Source organism: Nocardiopsis sp. iso_186, assembly GCF_056173365.1.
In genome coordinates, this window is record NZ_CM149670.1 from 524,117 (window position 1) to 539,857 (window position 15,741).

Annotated in this window: 17 protein-coding genes and 1 tRNA gene; 9 read left to right on the forward strand and 9 right to left on the reverse strand. The window is 68.1% G+C overall.

Annotated features, from left to right (window positions below; all coding sequences use genetic code 11):
* Positions 1-55: 55 nt before the first annotated feature.
* The 8 genes from AC0VYP_RS02415 to AC0VYP_RS02450 form a co-directional block, all read right to left on the reverse strand.
* The gene (locus tag AC0VYP_RS02415) at positions 56-808 is read right to left on the reverse strand and encodes a MerR family transcriptional regulator (RefSeq protein WP_285760726.1); all 753 of its coding nucleotides are present in this window, start codon (positions 806-808) and stop codon (positions 56-58) included.
* Positions 809-924: 116 nt separating this feature from the next.
* Positions 925-1,425: an N-acetyltransferase family protein gene (locus AC0VYP_RS02420; RefSeq protein ID WP_475472253.1), complete on the reverse strand. Its 501-nt coding sequence runs from the start codon at positions 1,423-1,425 to the stop codon at positions 925-927.
* 355 nt (positions 1,426-1,780) lie between these two features.
* The gene (locus AC0VYP_RS02425) at positions 1,781-2,290 is read right to left on the reverse strand and encodes a hypothetical protein (protein WP_285760728.1); all 510 of its coding nucleotides are present in this window, start codon (positions 2,288-2,290) and stop codon (positions 1,781-1,783) included.
* 142 nt (positions 2,291-2,432) lie between these two features.
* Positions 2,433-3,095 carry an SDR family oxidoreductase gene (locus AC0VYP_RS02430; RefSeq protein WP_475472255.1) on the reverse strand — a complete coding sequence of 221 codons (663 nt, stop codon included), beginning with the start codon at positions 3,093-3,095 and terminating at the stop codon, positions 2,433-2,435.
* A gap of 42 nt (positions 3,096-3,137) precedes the next feature.
* The gene (locus AC0VYP_RS02435; RefSeq protein WP_285760730.1) at positions 3,138-3,926 is read right to left on the reverse strand and encodes a phosphatase PAP2 family protein; all 789 of its coding nucleotides are present in this window, start codon (positions 3,924-3,926) and stop codon (positions 3,138-3,140) included.
* Positions 3,927-4,075: 149 nt separating this feature from the next.
* Positions 4,076-5,608, reverse strand: a complete 1,533-nt coding sequence (locus tag AC0VYP_RS02440) for a fatty acyl-CoA synthetase (RefSeq protein WP_475472256.1) — start codon at positions 5,606-5,608, stop codon at positions 4,076-4,078.
* A gap of 93 nt (positions 5,609-5,701) precedes the next feature.
* Complete coding sequence (locus AC0VYP_RS02445) at positions 5,702-6,772, reverse strand: 2-oxoacid:ferredoxin oxidoreductase subunit beta (protein WP_285760732.1); 1,071 nt, start codon at positions 6,770-6,772, stop codon at positions 5,702-5,704.
* A complete protein-coding gene (locus tag AC0VYP_RS02450; RefSeq protein ID WP_285760733.1) occupies positions 6,765-8,615 on the reverse strand; it encodes a 2-oxoacid:acceptor oxidoreductase subunit alpha in 1,851 nt (616 codons plus the stop codon). Before AC0VYP_RS02450 ends, AC0VYP_RS02445 begins: the two co-directional genes overlap by 8 nt.
* A 504-nt stretch (positions 8,616-9,119) precedes the next feature.
* Here AC0VYP_RS02450 and AC0VYP_RS02455 point away from each other — a divergent pair.
* Complete coding sequence (locus tag AC0VYP_RS02455) at positions 9,120-9,983, forward strand: M48 family metalloprotease (RefSeq protein WP_285760853.1); 864 nt, start codon at positions 9,120-9,122, stop codon at positions 9,981-9,983.
* A gap of 195 nt (positions 9,984-10,178) precedes the next feature.
* Here the strand turns inward: AC0VYP_RS02455 and AC0VYP_RS02460 are convergent, their stop codons facing one another.
* Positions 10,179-10,676 carry a YajQ family cyclic di-GMP-binding protein gene (locus AC0VYP_RS02460; RefSeq protein WP_285760734.1) on the reverse strand — a complete coding sequence of 166 codons (498 nt, stop codon included), beginning with the start codon at positions 10,674-10,676 and terminating at the stop codon, positions 10,179-10,181.
* Positions 10,677-10,921: 245 nt separating this feature from the next.
* Here AC0VYP_RS02460 and AC0VYP_RS02465 point away from each other — a divergent pair.
* The 8 genes from AC0VYP_RS02465 (at position 10,922) to AC0VYP_RS02500 (ending at position 15,718) form a co-directional block, all read left to right on the forward strand.
* Positions 10,922-11,003, forward strand: a tRNA-Tyr gene (locus AC0VYP_RS02465).
* 596 nt (positions 11,004-11,599) lie between these two features.
* On the forward strand, positions 11,600-11,833 hold the full coding sequence (locus AC0VYP_RS02470) for a hypothetical protein (protein ID WP_285760736.1): 234 nt from the start codon (positions 11,600-11,602) through the stop codon (positions 11,831-11,833).
* 75 nt (positions 11,834-11,908) lie between these two features.
* Positions 11,909-12,145 carry a hypothetical protein gene (locus AC0VYP_RS02475; protein ID WP_285760737.1) on the forward strand — a complete coding sequence of 79 codons (237 nt, stop codon included), beginning with the start codon at positions 11,909-11,911 and terminating at the stop codon, positions 12,143-12,145.
* Positions 12,146-12,173: 28 nt separating this feature from the next.
* Complete coding sequence (locus AC0VYP_RS02480) at positions 12,174-12,419, forward strand: hypothetical protein (protein ID WP_285760738.1); 246 nt, start codon at positions 12,174-12,176, stop codon at positions 12,417-12,419.
* Positions 12,420-12,436: 17 nt separating this feature from the next.
* A complete protein-coding gene (locus AC0VYP_RS02485) occupies positions 12,437-12,733 on the forward strand; it encodes a hypothetical protein (protein ID WP_285760739.1) in 297 nt (98 codons plus the stop codon).
* A gap of 299 nt (positions 12,734-13,032) precedes the next feature.
* The gene (locus AC0VYP_RS02490) at positions 13,033-13,536 is read left to right on the forward strand and encodes a hypothetical protein (protein ID WP_475472258.1); all 504 of its coding nucleotides are present in this window, start codon (positions 13,033-13,035) and stop codon (positions 13,534-13,536) included.
* A gap of 187 nt (positions 13,537-13,723) precedes the next feature.
* A complete protein-coding gene (locus AC0VYP_RS02495) occupies positions 13,724-14,422 on the forward strand; it encodes a DUF2397 family protein (RefSeq protein ID WP_475472260.1) in 699 nt (232 codons plus the stop codon).
* Positions 14,423-14,500: 78 nt separating this feature from the next.
* The gene (locus tag AC0VYP_RS02500) at positions 14,501-15,718 is read left to right on the forward strand and encodes a TIGR02678 family protein (protein ID WP_475472261.1); all 1,218 of its coding nucleotides are present in this window, start codon (positions 14,501-14,503) and stop codon (positions 15,716-15,718) included.
* Positions 15,719-15,741: the final 23 nt, after the last annotated feature.

The window sequence follows — 15,741 nt, forward strand, 5'->3', positions numbered from 1 at the left end:
CGGGCGGCCCCGATACGTGGTCGCGCCAGGGGCGGGGCCGCCCGCCTCCCGGTTCTCAGGACGCCTCCACCGCCTCCTGTACGTAGGCGATCAGCTCCGGTGTCGGACCGCCGTACTGCTGCCGGATCTCCTCGCTGTTCTCCGCCTGCATCCGGTACAGCGAGTCGCGCAGACCGGGGTCGCCGCCGTGAAACGCCTCCAGTAGCTCCATCCACCGCTTGGCCAGGGCCTGAACCCTGGGGGAGGCCGCAGGGGTGCCCGCGTCCAGCTCGGTCCGGACCTCGGCGATGAGCCGGGGCCACTCGGCCTGCACCTCGGTGACGAGTTGTTCGCCGACCTGCTCGCGGCGGGTCTCCAGCGCGGCCAGCTGCTCCGGGGAGAAGTACCGCTTCGTCGTCTCTTCCATCCTGATCACCTCTTCGGTCAGAGCGAGGAGTTCGATCGGGCCGGGCGTGCCCGCCGACCGGGTCGCGGCCAACAGGGCGGCCAACCGCGACCGCAGCGACATGAGCGCGGTGAGCCGGCGCTCCACGTGGTCCAGGTGCTCGCCCAGGACGACGGTGATGTCCAACTCGCCGGCGAGCACCGTCGCGACCGTCCCCAGGTCCAGACCGAGGTCGCGCAGCGCGACCACCTGGTAGAGACGCTGGACGTCGGTGCAGTTGTACAGCCGGTGCCCGGACTCCGTCCGCGCCGACGGCACCAGTACGCCCACGTGCTCGTAGTGGTGCAGCGTCCGCACGGTCAACCCGGTCAGCCGGGACACCTCCCCGACCTTCCACGTCTGTCCGCCGTTGTGCGCGGCCATGCCCGTTCCTCCTCGCGCCGCCCCACGCGGGGCGGCGCCACCGACGCTAGGACCTGACGTCGCGTCAGGTGCAAGCTGCTTCCCCCGCCTCCGGGACAATCACGGCACGGGCCGGGTCAGCGCAGGTCCAAAGACATCAGCACGTCGTCCACGTACTGGCCGTCGAGAAAGAACAGCCCTTTCAGCACACCCTCCGGTTCGTAGCCCGCCGACTGGTACAGCGCCATCGCGTGGTTGTTGGTGCCCAGCACCCTTAGCGTCAGCTTGCGTGCCTTTCGCGCCAGCGCGAGCTCGCGCGCGCCCTCCACCAGTGCCCGGCCGATCCCGCGCCCCTGCATGGCCGGATCCACCGCAAGGCCCCCGATCTCCTGGGTACGTGCCGCGCTCTCCAGTGGAAAGACCTGGGTCAGGCGTATCCAGCCCGCCACTCGGCCGTCCGCCTCGGCCACCAGGACGTCGGCGACCGCCACCCGGGGGCCGAAGAAGTCCGCGTCCTCGCGGCACGGGGGGCCGGGCGAGATCCGGGGGGACCAGGTCGCGATGTCGATGAGGGTGAGGGCCGGGCCGTCCTCGGCGGTGGCGGGTCTGATCACGGGGCCGGTGGTGCGAGCGGACACGGGGGAGGGCTCCTTCGGGGGTGGTACGGGGTGTCTGGCCAGACCCTAGCCGTCCGTGCACCGCGTCCGCGTCCATCAGCCCGGTGGTGTCCGGCGCGCACGGCGCAGGGCGCGCACCCGCCCCGACCTCCGGCGGTGCGGACAGGGCGTTGCCTCGCGTGCTCCGCGGCCCGCCCGGGCCCGCGCCGGCCGTAGCCAAAATACCCGGGCGGACGACCGGTCGGTCACGGCGACCGTGTACGACACAGGTCGCCCGGACCGGTCGGGCACGGTCATCGTCACCACAGGCCGACGGCCCCGGAACCGGTGGTGGCCCGGCTCCTCTCGGAAACCGGGCCACCACCGCTCGGGGCCGTCACCACTGCTGCTGGCCGTACCCCGGATATTGCTGGCCGTAGCCCGGATACCCCTGTTGCTGCGGGTATCCCTGCTGCTGGCCGTATCCCGGGTACTGCTGTTGCTGCTGGGGGTACCCGTGCTGGTCGTAGTGCTGTCCCGGCGGGTACTGGTAGCCGGCGTAGGGGTCCTGGTACGCCTGCTGCTGCCCGGACTGCTGGTTGGTCGGCGGTTGCTCCTGCGCGGCGGCCTCCGGCTCGGGCCGGTCCTCTTCCACGGGCGCGGGCCGGAACACGAACAGCTGGGCGGGCTCACCGTTGTTGTTCTGGCTGTAGGAGGTCTGGTCCAGGCGCCAGCCGGCCTCCTCGATCCCCTCAAGGATTCTGGTGAGGCCCGGCCGGACGCTGCTTGAAGCGTCGTCATAGGTGTTGACGCGCAACTGCACCACGAACATCTTGCGTTTCTGCTGCGCGGCGACCTTGGCGTGCTCGACGACAGTGCTGTCTCTCACGACCTGTGTGACGCTCATCTGTCCAACCGTACCCATCTGCCCTTGTCGCGCTTCGCAGCGCTGCTGTTCGTCCGCGGTGATCGCGGAGAAGACCCGCAGGGCCGTCTCTGTCCATGATGCCTTCTGGCGGCCCCTCCCGGCCACTGAATGAGGGGGAGGACTACCGGCCGACGGCAGTCACCGCGTCCCTGATCGGAGTATTGCCCCCGACCAGTTCCAGCACGTGTCCGATCGTGGCGGGTGCGTCAAGCAGTGCCACCAGCACCGCGGCGACGTCCTCGCGCGACACCTGCTCCCGCTCAACCTTGGGCGCAAGCCAGACCAGCCCGGTTCCCGGATCGTCGGTCAGGCCGCCCGGACGAAGGATCGTCCAGTCGAGCTCCAGGTAGCGCTCCCGAAGGTCGTCGTCGGCTGCCTTCTTGGCGTTGACGTAGGCCGCCCACACGGGTTCGGCGTCGGGAGAGGGGCCGTCGTCCACGGCGATGGCCGAGACCATGAGGAAACGGCGAACCCCGGCCAGAGTCGCCGCGTCTGCGAACAGCTTGGCGGCGGCACGGTTGACGGAGTCCTTGCGGGCCACACCGCTGCCTGGGCCGGCACCCGCGGCGAACACCACCGCGTCGGCGCCCATGACCGCCTCGGTGACCTCGGTGACGGTGGCCGACTCCAGGTCGATCACGACCGGTTCCGCGCCTATCGCGCGCAGTTCGTCGGCATGGTCGGGGTTGCGGATGAGGCCGACGGGAGAGTCACCCCGAGCGGCCAGAAGCCGCTCCAGGTGCAGTGCGATTTTTCCGTGGCCTCCGGCGATGACGATACGCATACCCGCAGGCTACGTGGTGATCGACCAAAGGCGCAGCAGGACTCAGCGCCAGTTGGCGGACTCGCGGTCCCAACGGCGTGCCACGGGCGGCAGGTAGGTCCAGGCCAGCATGGTCAGCGCCAATGCCACGATCCCCAGGCTCACCCCGGCGAAGATGTCGCTGAACCAGTGCACACCGAGCATCGGGCGGCTCAGTGCGGTGCTCATCGCGATCCCGATCGCCACCCAGCACGCCACATGACGCATCGCGCCCCGGAGCAGCGGCAGTGCCGCGAACAGTGCGATTCCCATGCCGGTCGTCGCCATCAGAGCGTGTCCGGACGGGAAGGAGGGGCCCACCCCGACCAGGATCGGGTCGGCGAACTCGGGCCGGGCGCGATCCACCGTCAACTTGACGACCAGTCCCAGCAGGTTGGCGGTGAACACCGCCGCGCACGCCCACGCCGCAGTGGCGAACTGGCGCCGGAAGACCAGCCAGGCAGCGGCCAACAGCGAGACGATCCGCATCGCCCAGGTGCCGAACAGCTCCGTCCAGATCTCCAGTCCGTGGGCGAAGGCCGGGTCGGGGTGCACCCGTTCGTAAAGACGTTCGGCGATCGTGGCGTCCGCGGTGAGCAACGGTGACCAGCCACCGGTGACGAGGGCGCTCAGGGCCAGGAAGGGCACCAGCGCCACGGCCACGGTCAGGCCCAGCACCGCCCGGTTGGTCGGAAGAGGACTGCCCGATTCGTGCGTGCGCGCACGGGGTTCACTGTCATGGTCGTCCTCGTACCCACGGCGGGAGGAGCGACGGCGGACGGTCGAGTCGAAGTCAGCTGAATCGAGGGTCACAAGTCGAAGAGATTACCGGTTTCCCACGGGAGTAAGGCATCTCGACGAACAAAAGCGAAATTTGCGATGGACCGGACATTCGACGTCGGTGGCATGACGTGGCCGTGCCGACCCGCCACCCAGCGGCGGCTCCACCGCGTTCAACCAGTTCATGAGGTGTACACGTCGCGCAGCGAGCGCTTCAACAACTTCCCGCTCCCATTGCGCGGCAGTGCGTCGGTCACGTGCACACGCTTGGGCACCTTGAAACCCGCCAGGTGTTGACGGGCGAAGTCGATCAGCTCCTGTTCCTCGGCGGCCTCCCGCAGCACCACGACGGCCGTCACCGCCTCGCCCCACCTCTCGTCCGGCACGGCGATGACAGCCGCCTCCGCCACCGCGCCGTGCCGGTAGAGAACGTCCTCGACCTCGCGCGACGCCACCAGGACGCCGCCGGTGTTGATCACGTCCTTCAACCGGTCCACGATCGTGAAGTAACCCGCGTCATCGCATCGGGCGAGGTCCCCGGAGCGGAACCAACCGTCGGCGAACGCCTGCTCGGTCTCGGCGGGGCTGTCCCAGTAGCCGTCGCACAACTGCGGGGACCGGTAGACGATCTCCCCGGTCCGCCCGACCGGCACATCGGCACCGTCCTCGCCCACCAGTCGCGCCTCGACGAACAGGACCGGCCTTCCGCAGGACTCCATCCGCCCCTCGACGTGTTCCTCGGGCCGCAGTACCGTCGCCAACGGACCGATCTCGCTCTGCCCGAAGCAGTTGTAGAACCCGATTCCCCGATAGCGCTCCCTGAGTTGACGCAGAATCGGGAGCGGCATGACGGCCGCTCCGTAGTACGCCTTGAGCAGCCCGGACAGGTCGCGGGTCGCGAAGTCCGGATGGTTGACCAACGCCATCCACACGGAAGGCGCGGCGAAGAACGAGGTGATGCCCGCGGAAGCGAGCCGGCGCAGGAGGTCCCCCGGCTCGGGCTCCTCCACCAGTTCGTTGACCGCCCCCACCATGAGGGACGGCATGAGGAACACGTGCATCTGCCCCGAGTGGTACAGGGGCAGCGCGTGCAGCGGCCGGTCCGCGGCGGAGAGGTCGAGTGCCTGAACACAGCTCAGGTATTCGTGCACCAGCGCCCGATGACTCATCATCGCGCCCTTGGGGCGCGATGTCGTGCCCGAGGTGTAGAGCAGCTGGACCAGGTCGGCGTCACCGACCGCCACGTTCACCGACCCGGGCGCTCCTGGATCCCGTGCGACCTCCAGGGCCGACTCCGGGGCCGAGCGAAGCGCCAGCACGTCGCGCACCCGTACCCGGGACCTGATCCGCTCGACCTCTCCTGCCAACGACGGGTCGGCCAGCAGCACGGTACTGCCCGACTGCGCCAACAGGTAGGACAGCTCGTCCCCGGTGAGGCTGTTGTTGATGGGCACGTGCACCAGGCCCGCTCGGGCGCAGGCAAGGAACGCCAGGACGTAGGCGTCGGAGTTGCGGCCGTAGGCGGCGACCCGGTCGCCCTTGGCCAAACCCAGTCCGAGCAGCCACGCGGCCACTCGGCTGACGCCGATGTCCAGTTCCGCATAGGTCCAGGACCGGTCGGCGAACCGCAGTGCCGTCCGGTCGGGGAAGCGCGCCGCCGACCGGCGCAGCACCCCGTCCACCGTGCTCGCCTGCGCCGGAAGTCCAACGGTCATGCCTGTCCTCCAGGTCCGGGTGCGCGCCACCGATGTGATGCGACGCACACCCCAACCTAGGTCGAGACCTGTCGGGCCGCCAGGAGGGCGCGGTCAGTCCACCGTCCAGGTGTCGCCGCCCGCCAACAGCGCGGCGAGGTCGCCCCGGCCCTGGACGGTCTCCGCCTCGGTGAGCTGCTCCAGCATCAGCTCGTCATAGCTGGGCCGTTCCACGTCGCGGAAGACACCGATCGGCACGTGTTCGAAAGCCGGGTAGTCCAGCCGGGACAACGCGAACGCGTACCCCGGATCGGCGCGGTGCGCGTCGTGGCGCACCACCCGCGCGGAATCCGCCCCCGAAAGCTCGGACACCCCCAATTCCCCGTACTCGCCCCGGACCACCCCGCGCCCCTCGCCGATGAGCAGTGGCTCGCCGTGCTCCATGCGCAGCAGTCTCAGGTCGCGCTGTCCGGGGTCCTTCAAGGGGGCGAAGGCGTCGTCGTTGAAGATCGGGCAGTTCTGGTAGATCTCCACGAACGACGCGCCCTGATGGTCGGCCGCGGCGCGAAGTACGCCGGTGAGGTGCTTGCGGTCGGAGTCCAGGGTGCGCGCCACGAACGTGGCCTCGGCGCCCAGCGCCAGCGACACCGGGTTGAAGGGGGCGTCCAGCGAGCCCATCGGAGAGGACTTGGTGATCTTGCCCGGCTCCGAAGTGGGGGAGTACTGGCCCTTGGTCAACCCGTAGATGCGGTTGTTGAACATCAGGATGTTGATGTTGACGTTGCGGCGCAGCGCGTGGATCAGGTGGTTGCCGCCGATGGACAGTCCGTCGCCGTCGCCGGTGATCACCCACACCGACAGGTCGGGCCGGCTGGCCGCGAGCCCCGTCGCCACGGCCGGGGCGCGTCCGTGGATGGAGTGCATCCCGTACGTGGTCAAGTAGTAGGGGAAGCGGGAGGAGCAGCCGATCCCCGAGACCATGACGATGTTCTCCCGCGGGACGCCCAGCTCCGGCAGGAAACTTTGGAACGCGGCCAGGACGGCGTAGTCCCCGCAGCCGGGGCACCAGCGCACCTCCTGGTCGGACTTGAAGTCCTTCATCGTGTACTGCTCGTCGCTCACCGGGACCAGCTTCAGGCCCTTGAACGCGGGCCCTTCGCGGTGCCCGCCGGTCTGCTCAGACATTGTCGATGACCTCCTGGAGCACCCCTGCCAGTTCTTCGGCCTTGAACGGCAGGCCACGGACCTTGGTGTAACTGATGGCGTCCACCAGGAACTTGCCGCGCAGCAGGAGCGCCAGCTGTCCGAGGTTGATCTCGGGGACGAGCACACGCTCGTAACCGCCCAGCACATCCGCCAAATTCTCGGGGAAGGGATTGAGATGGCGCAGGTGCGCCTGGGCGACTTCGCCACCGGCCCGCCGGACCCGGCGCACCGCCGCGCCGATCGACCCGAAGGTGCCGCCCCACCCCAGGACCAGCACCTTGGCCCGACCGCTCGGATCATCCACGTCGAGCCGGTCGATGTCGCGCGCGATCCCGTCGATCTTGCCCTGGCGGGTGCGCACCATCAGGTCGTGGTTGGCGGGGCTGTAGGAGATGTTGCCGGTGCGGTCGCTCTTCTCGATCCCGCCGATCCGGTGCTCCAGACCTGCCGTTCCCGGAACCGCCCACGGACGGGCCAGGGTCTCGGGGTCGCGCAGATAAGGGAGGAACTCGCCCTCGGGACCGTTGGGGGAGGAGGCGAAACGCACCGAGAGGTCGGGCAGCTGCGCGACCTCCGGAAGCCGCCACGGCTCCGAGCCGTTGGCCAAGTAGCCGTCCGACAGCACGATCACCGGTGTGCGGTACCGGGTGGCGATGCGTGCCGCCTCGATCGCGATGGCGAAGCAGTCGGCCGGCGAGCACGGCGCCAGTACCGGAACCGGCGACTCGCCGTTGCGACCGTACAGCGCCATCAGGAGGTCGGCCTGCTCGGTCTTGGTGGGAAGACCGGTTGAGGGGCCACCGCGCTGCACGTCGATGACGATCAACGGAAGCTCGGTCATCACCGCCAGCCCTACCGTCTCGGCCTTGAGGACCATGCCCGGGCCCGAGGTGGTCGTGACGCCCAGCGCACCGCCGAACGATGCGCCCAGCGCTGCTCCCACGCCGGCGATCTCGTCCTCCGCCTGGAAGGTGCGTACACCGAACCGCTTGTGTTTGGAGAGTTCGTGCAGGATGTCGGACGCAGGGGTGATCGGGTAGGAACCCAGGAACAACGGCAGACCGGTCAGCTCCGATCCCGCGATCAGTCCGTAGGACAATGCCGTGTTGCCGGTGATGTTGCGGTAAGTGCCCGGAGGGAGCGCGGCCGGCCTGATCTCGTAGGAGACCGCGAAATCCTCTGTGGTCTCGCCGAAGTTCCAGCCGGCCTTGAACGCCGCGATGTTGGCGGACATGATGTCGGGCCGATTGGCGAACTTGGCACGCAGGAAGCCGAGGGTGCCCTCGGAGGGCCGGTTGTACATCCACGACAGCAGCCCAAGAGCGAACATGTTCTTCGCCCGTTCCGCGTCCTTCTTGGAGATCGAGAACTCTTCCAGCGCCTTGACCGTCATTGAGGTCAGCGGCACGGCGCTCACCTTGAACTCGGCAAGGGAGCCGTCTTCGAGCGGATTGGCCGAGTAGCCGACCTTGGTCAGGGCGCGTTTGGTGAACTCGTCGGTGTTGACGATGATCGTCTCGCCCTTGGGGACGTCCTCCACGTTGGCCTTGAGGGCCGCCGGGTTCATCGCGACCAGTACGTTGGGGGCATCCCCGGGGGTCATGATGTCGTGGTCGGCGAAATGCAGCTGGAAGCTGGACACCCCCGGCAGGGTGCCGGCGGGGGCTCTGATCTCGGCGGGGAAGTTCGGAAGAGTCGAAAGGTCGTTGCCGAAGGATGCGGTTTCCTGGGTGAACCGGTCACCGGTCAGTTGCATGCCGTCGCCGGAGTCCCCGGCGAAGCGGATGATGACGCGATCGAGTCGTTGGACCTCTTTTGGCACTGAGATTGCCGACCTCCTCGGGAAGCCGCCGCGCGCGGCGCGGCGGTTCAGGGTTGCCTCGGCTTCGCTACGGTTTCGCCAACCGGGCGGCTGCCCGGCCGGCTATGGATCGTGCTTCTTGCACCCTATGAACCCGCGGGGTCGCTTGTCGGGTGAAGAGACGGGATGTGGCGCACCGGTCATTGGCGGTGCGCCCGGAGGGCGGTCAACGCGGACAGAGACCGCCGTTGATGTGCAGCAGATCCATGTACACCCGCTTGACGGGCAGGTGGCCAGGAGCCGCAGGGAGCGTAAGGAACGTCACATCCGAACTATAGGTGCTCCCTCTCCGCGGTGAGCGGGACAGGGGACACCGGTGATCGGGAGACCGCCCGCACCTCGTGCACGTACGTGAACTTCACCGCTGGGTCACGGGAACGCTGGACCCCGACTCAGACGTTTGTAACGGTGGACGGGCCTGGAGGAGGGCCGCGCCGAAGACGAGGAGAGAGGGCCGTGGTGACCCTGCACTACAACGCGCTCTTCACGGCGGGACTGCTCGCGGGCCTCTCCGGCCTGCTGGTTCTGTCCTGCTGGATGTGTGCGGGAGGGCTGGGGCTTCAGCTCGGTCTGGTCGCCGCCATCGTGGTCAACGGCCTCGTCTACTTCTTCGGTGACACCATGACGCTGCGCGCCATGCATGCCCGGCCCATCAGCGAGATCGAACGCCCCGACCTCTACCGGGTGGTGCGCGAGCTCGCCACGGAGGCACGCCAGCCGATGCCCCGGCTGTACCTGTCGCCCACGGTTGCGCCCAACGCCTTCACCGCGGGACGCAGCCGCCGCCGGGCCGTGATCTGCTGCACGACCGGTCTGCTGTCGTTGCTCAACGAGCGGGAGCTTCGCGGGGTAATCGCCCATGAACTCGCGCATATCCGCAAGGGCGACACCATCCTGTGCTCCATCGCCGCGATGCTCGCGATGATCATCGTCTCGCTCACGGCGTTGGCCATCCTGATGCCGCTCGGTGACGCCGACGACGACGACGGACCGGGGCTGCTCAGCGGACTGCTCTTCCTCGTGGTCGGCCCGATCGCCGCGATGCTGGTCCGGGGAGCCGTCGGCCGCAGCCGTGAGTTCCGCGCGGACGAGGACGCGGCCCGTCTCACCGGTGATCCGATCGGCCTGGCCAATGCGTTGCGCAAGATCGAGGTCGGGGCGCGCACCCACCCCCTGCCCACGGAGCGCGGCCTGCTCACCTCGAGCCACCTGATGATCGCCCACCCCTTCCCCAAGAGCGGGGAAGGCCGGCTCTTCGCGGCGCATCCGCCCACCCCGGAGCGGATCCGACGCCTGCGCGCGCTCGCGAAGGAGTGGGGAACCACCTGAACCGTTCCCGTCGGGCAGCGCCGACAGAAGCGGCGGCCCACCAGCCGGGGGAGCTGCGTCCGACCAATTGTCGAAGGCGCGACACTCCCCGACCCGTGCCTCCCGCCCCAAGGGAAGGGCGGCGCGGGCCGGACCCGTCACGACCCACCGTCGGTGCACCACACGTGTGGTGCACCGACGGTGGGGCCGCACCGACTACCTGAAGTTCACGAACTGCAGGGCGACATCCAACTCGGTCCCCTTGAGCAGGGTGATGACGGACTGGAGCTCGTCCTTCTTCTTGGAGCTGACCCGCAGTTCGTCGCCCTGGATCTGCGCCTTGACGCCCTTGGGGAACTCGTCCCGGATGATCTTGGAGATCTTCTTGGCGTCCTCGCTGCTGATGCCCTCCTTGAGCGAGATCGGCAGCCGGTACTCCTTGCCGGAGACCCGCGGTTCCTCTGCCGGGTCCAGGGTCTTCAGGGAGACCCCGCGTTTGATCAGCTTCTCCTTGAACACCTCAAGAGCAGCCTTGGCGCGCTCCTCGGAACTGGATCGGATCTCCACCGCCTGGTCGCCGGACCAGTCGATGGTGGACCCCGTCCCCTTGAAGTCGAAGCGCTGGGAGAGCTCCTTGCCGGTCTGGTTCACGGCGTTGTCAACTTCCTGCCGGTCAAGCTTGGAGACGACGTCGAAGCTGGATTCAGCGGCCACGTGTGCTCGCACCCCCGTTGTGGTTTCGAGCCGGGCTCTCTTGGGCGGCCCACGGCTCATTGTGGATCGCGGCCAGCCGGTAGCGACACGGCCCTGCCGCGGCAGTGACCGAGCTTAGCCGGGCGCCCGCACGAGCCCGTCCTCAGCGGCCTGCGGCGCAGATGTGCCAATCGATTTCGCGTCTGCGCCGGTGTCCGCTATTCTCTATTCATACGCGGCACGCGCAAGCGGTTCACGTAATCCCAGGCAGGTTGCCCGAGCGGCCAAAGGGAGCAGACTGTAAATCTGCCGGCTCAGCCTACGTAGGTTCGAACCCTACACCTGCCACCGAACGGCCTCCGGACTTCACGGTCCGGGGGCCTTTTCGTTGTCCCCCGTGCTTCGCGCGCAAGAACAGTTACCGTGCACCGTATCCAGGCCCGGGTAATCGATGTCCTGCGCCGGGCATTAATTCACCCCGCACTCCTGCTGCCTGGTCTTTTGTCGTCCGGGGCAGGGATGGGGCCCTTGATTAGGGCATGTCCGTAACACGCGCACGCGCGTGATGCGGCCGCTTGACCCCGAAGGTGCACTACCCACAGTAGCGACACGCTGGACGGTGCGTGACCGAGTTCCAAGAAATTTGTGACTCTGTGTCGTCATCCATGCTCGGAGAGTGTCCAGGTCTGTCCTGTGCTGCCCTGGGGAAGGTGCTTTTGCACGACACGGCAAAAAAGCCGGAAAATAAAGTTAAATGTCGCCGGGGCCTTTTATGTTTTTCTCTACGCAATGGTCTTTAAAGAGCGAATCAGACATATTGATTTCTTGCATTTTGGCGTTGACAAAAATCCTGGCCATGGTCAATGATTGCCTTAGTCCACCGCGGACATCGGGCGCCGCTCGGCGTCAATTGAATCCTTGCTAATTTCTCTCAGGGGAATTTGATGATCAAGAAGCTGGCTGCTGCTGGGCTTATTGCCGGCGCCGCGATGGGCGCCGTGCTGATGGCTGCTCCTGCCAACGCCGGAGACCAGCACTTCAACCAGAACCTCCAGGTCGTGCCCATCACGGTCTGCAACGCCAACATCGCCGTCCTGGGTGTCACCGCGCCGATCCTCTCCCCGCAGACGACCGGCCACTGCACCAACGGTCCCATCCAGACCCAGGTTGGCCACTAGCAGTACCGCTGGCCTCTTAATCGGCCAACACGATCTCTCTTTACTTTTCGCTCTTTTTCATTGTTAGGAATTACCATGCTGCGTAAGTTCGCTGCCGCCACCGCCATTGCTGGCGCTGCCCTCGCTTTCTCCGCCGCCCCGGCGCTGGCCCACAACCACGGCGACCAGAACTACAACCAGAACCTCCAGGTTGTTTCCGCCGCGGTCTGCAACGCCAACGTCGGTGCCGCGATCGGCGTCGTGGTCCCGGTCCTGTCGCCGCAGTTCGCGGGTGACTGCACCAGCGGCCCCATCCAGACCGTCGTCAACTAACGCGAACTTCTTCTAGGAGCTTTTGATCATGCTGCGCAAGATTGTTGCCGCCACCGCGATCGCCGGTGCCGCCCTCGCTTTCTCCGCCGCCCCGGCGCTGGCCCACGGCCACAACCACGGCGACCAGAACTACAACCAGAACCTCCAGGCCGTCGCCGCGACCGTCTGCAACGCCAACATCGGCGCCGTCGTCGGTGTCGTGGTTCCGGTGCTGTCGCCGCAGGTCACGGGCGACTGCACCAACGGTCCGATCCAGACGACCATCAACAAGTAGCAAAAGAGGATTCTCCGATGCTGCGCAAGATTGCCGTCGCCGGTCTGATCGCCGGTGCCGCCATGGCCTTCTCGGCCGCGCCGGCGCTCGCCGGGGACCAGACGTTCAACCAGAACCTCCAGCTCGTTCCGATCACGGTCTGCAACGCCAACGTGGCTGTTCTGGGTGCCACGGTTCCGGTGCTGTCGCCGCAGTCCACGGGCGACTGCACCAACGGTCCGATCCAGACCGTGCTGCAGGCTGCCGAGGGCCACCACGGTGGAGGTCACGGCCACCACCACGGTGGGGACGACAAGGAAGACTACGGCTACTAGGTAGTCGGTCTCATGAGGTGAATCGTCCGTGAGAGCGGGCCAGGGGCCGCGGCTGTGCTTCGTTGAGGCAGTCGCGGCGCCGACCCGCCCGAGCGAACTCCGGAGCTCCCCGACACCCGCCATTGCGCGGGGGTCGGGGAGCTCTTTTTGCTGCGTCCGAAAAAGACCTTTTCGGGCATATTGCAAGCGGCTGTGCGAGCGGCCAAATCTTTCCCCGAACTTGGGCGGCTACTGACAGGTGAGGCCGATCGTCCCTGGTCCTGCTGTCTAGCCTTGCGGGAAGAGTTGGCCGACGGTGGATGACAGCTGGGGGAATGACCGTGGGACGGGTAAACGCGCTGGGGATCGCGGGGCTGTGCGCGCTGGGACTGCTCACCGGATGCGGACCGCAGACACCCTCGCAGGTCGTTCCCGGCCCCACCTCGAGTCCCGCGGAAGGGGGACAGGCGGCCGATGTGTGGGTGTTCAACACCTGGTCGGCAGAGCAGGGAGCCGACTACCAGGAACCGAAGGGGCTCGTCCTCACCGAGTTCACCAGCCTCAACGAGATCGAATGGACGTCGTGGGAGCCGGACGAGGCCACCGGCAGCGGCGACCTCACCGGTACCTGGTGCCTTCCGCCGGACTGCGGGGGAGGCCCCTTTCCGGTCACGGTGCGCCTGAGTGACCCCCAAGAGGTCGCAGGCCGCAGCTACTACACCCGTTACGAGCTCCCCGAGATCGAGCAGCAGCTCCCGGAGAAGATCTACGAGAAGGTCGGATACGACGAGTTCTCCGGACGGTTGCAGCTCCCGCAGGGGTAGGCGGCAAGGAGGCGCGCGGATGCGCCCCGCCGGCCTCCCCCACATCACTGTTCTGTGTTCGGGAACTTGTCCGGCCGGGAAACCCGGTTAACCGGAGGGGTTTCGGACGCGGGTGGCCGGTGTCTCGGTCGGTTCGGGACGCGGGAACGCCCGAGTGTCTTTAGTCTGCTGAGGTGTGGGTGACTCAGTGAACCAGGACCGCGGCACCGGAGTGCCGCACGGGCGGGCGGCACTGCTGCGGTTGGCCGCCTGGTTCGACGGCGCCGACAGTGCGACCGCGCACCGCATCGCGACCGCGGCCTTCGCCATGCAGCCGGCCCGGCACCTCGGCGCTACATCCGAGGACCCCATCGCCGCGGCCGCGAGCTGGTGGGCGGCCCAGCCCGCCGATACCTCGGCGGTGCGGCCCGGAATCCGCGGAGTGCTCGCCCCCATCGAAGACCACGGCGCCCAGCAGGCCCGATTGCGCGACGCCGCAGAGGCGGCCGCGCACTGGCGCCGCACCGCAGCCGGTGAAGCCCGCTCCGTCCTCACCGAGCTCACCCCCGAAAAGGGACGGTTGCGGCTGTCCGGATCGGCGCTCGAAGTCCTCATGGAACTTCTCACCGCGGCACTCGGATCCGCAGACGTCACGGCCGGACCGGTCGCGGCCGGCGACCTCGAACTCGACATCCGGCTGCACGTCCGCCATGCGCCGGAGGCGGTCCTCACCATCGGACAGCCCGGCGGCGATCTCACCCTCGAAGGGCTTCGTCTGCAGGCCACCGAGTACGCGCGGCTGACACCCGACCCCGCAGACCCCGCCCCCGAGGAGCCGGGCGAAGCTGAAACCCCCGGTTCCGCCAACCGGTACCCGACGCCGCCTTCCGCGGCTCGACCCCAGTAGCGATCCCGCCCCGGTCCCGGGCGGGTGACGACCGCCCGGCGGCCCCGGGCACCCAAGCCGATGGAGGTGACGGCAACCGTGGCTGCCAAGGAGGACATCGCGCTCACCGTCGAGCGCCAGGCGGCAGCCCGTCGGCTGCTCGCGGATCCACTCATCACCACGGGCAGCCATCCCGACGAGTTCCCCCTCGTGCACGCCCACTCCGACTGGCTCATCCGCTGTTTTCACCGGGTCCTGGGCTATCACCTCACCGTCGCCGACGACCATGCCCGACTCGTCAAGACCGGCCTGGTCGATGCGGTCGTCGCACCCCTCCCGCGCACCAGCGGAGCCCCCTTCACCCCGCGGGCCTACACCTACCTCGCGCTGACCCTTGCCGCCCTTGCGGATTCACCGGCCCGCACCACCGTGGCCGAGTTGGCCGCCGGGGTACGCGAGGCCGCCGCAGAGGCCGGGCTGCGCCTGGACCCCGAGCGGAGGATGGGAGAGCGCCGGGCCTTCACCGCCGGTCTCGTCCGACTCACCGAGTGGGGGGCGCTCACCGTGCCCGAGGGGAGCCTCGACGCCTACGCCATGGACGGCACCGCCGAGGTCGCCATGAACGTCAACCACACGATCGCCGGCCGGATCCTGGCCCACCCGCCCAATGCCACCGCCGACCCCACAGATTTCGTCGCCCTGGTCCAACACGACTCCACCGCCCCGGACGACCGCGCCGCCGAGCTCACCCTTCGCCGCCTCCTCGCCGAGAACAGCGTCGTCTACCGCGCAGAACTCGGTCCCGAACACCGCAGCCGGCTCGCCGGACACCAGTGGCGCGCAGTGGCCGAACTCGGTGAACTCCTCGGCTGCGAGGCGGAGATCCGTGCGGAGGGAGTGGCGCTGATCATGCCCGCCAGCGATGCGGCCGACGCCCGCGGGCCCAAGCACTCCGTGGGATTTCCCAGCACCGGTCCGGTCGGCCACGCCGCCCTCACCCTGCTCGGTCGCCTTGCCACCCTCCTCGACCCGCCACCGTTCACCCACGCCATCGCGATCCCTCCCGACATGCTCGCCACCGAACTCGCCGCCGCGATCGACGCCCCGGAGACCAAGCGCTGGGCGCGCACCGCACTCAGCCACAACCCCGACCCTGCCGACCTTTCCGAACGGATTCTGGATCTGCTCACTCGCAGCCGCCTGATCGACCACCAGCCCGAGCAGGAGCCGACCGCAGGCCGGCGGCTGTTGGCCGCGGCCGCCCGTTACCGGATCCCCGCCCCGGGCACCGCGGAGCCGACGGAGCCAACAGAATGAGCGCCGAGCCCGCCAACCACGAT

What these genes read in the sequence shown, in the direction of transcription:
- AC0VYP_RS02415 (WP_285760726.1), bottom strand. Translation starts at nt 808, where the DNA reads ATGGCCGCGCACAACGGCGGACAGACGTGGAAGGTCGGGGAGGTGTCC.
- AC0VYP_RS02425 (WP_285760728.1), bottom strand. Translation starts at nt 2,290, where the DNA reads ATGAGCGTCACACAGGTCGTGAGAGACAGCACTGTCGTCGAGCACGCC.
- AC0VYP_RS02430 (WP_475472255.1), bottom strand. Translation starts at nt 3,095, where the DNA reads ATGCGTATCGTCATCGCCGGAGGCCACGGAAAAATCGCACTGCACCTG.
- AC0VYP_RS02440 (WP_475472256.1), bottom strand. Translation starts at nt 5,608, where the DNA reads ATGACCGTTGGACTTCCGGCGCAGGCGAGCACGGTGGACGGGGTGCTG.
- AC0VYP_RS02445 (WP_285760732.1), bottom strand. Translation starts at nt 6,772, where the DNA reads ATGTCTGAGCAGACCGGCGGGCACCGCGAAGGGCCCGCGTTCAAGGGC.
- AC0VYP_RS02470 (WP_285760736.1), top strand. Translation starts at nt 11,600, where the DNA reads ATGATCAAGAAGCTGGCTGCTGCTGGGCTTATTGCCGGCGCCGCGATG.
- AC0VYP_RS02475 (WP_285760737.1), top strand. Translation starts at nt 11,909, where the DNA reads ATGCTGCGTAAGTTCGCTGCCGCCACCGCCATTGCTGGCGCTGCCCTC.
- AC0VYP_RS02480 (WP_285760738.1), top strand. Translation starts at nt 12,174, where the DNA reads ATGCTGCGCAAGATTGTTGCCGCCACCGCGATCGCCGGTGCCGCCCTC.
- AC0VYP_RS02485 (WP_285760739.1), top strand. Translation starts at nt 12,437, where the DNA reads ATGCTGCGCAAGATTGCCGTCGCCGGTCTGATCGCCGGTGCCGCCATG.
- AC0VYP_RS02490 (WP_475472258.1), top strand. Translation starts at nt 13,033, where the DNA reads ATGACAGCTGGGGGAATGACCGTGGGACGGGTAAACGCGCTGGGGATC.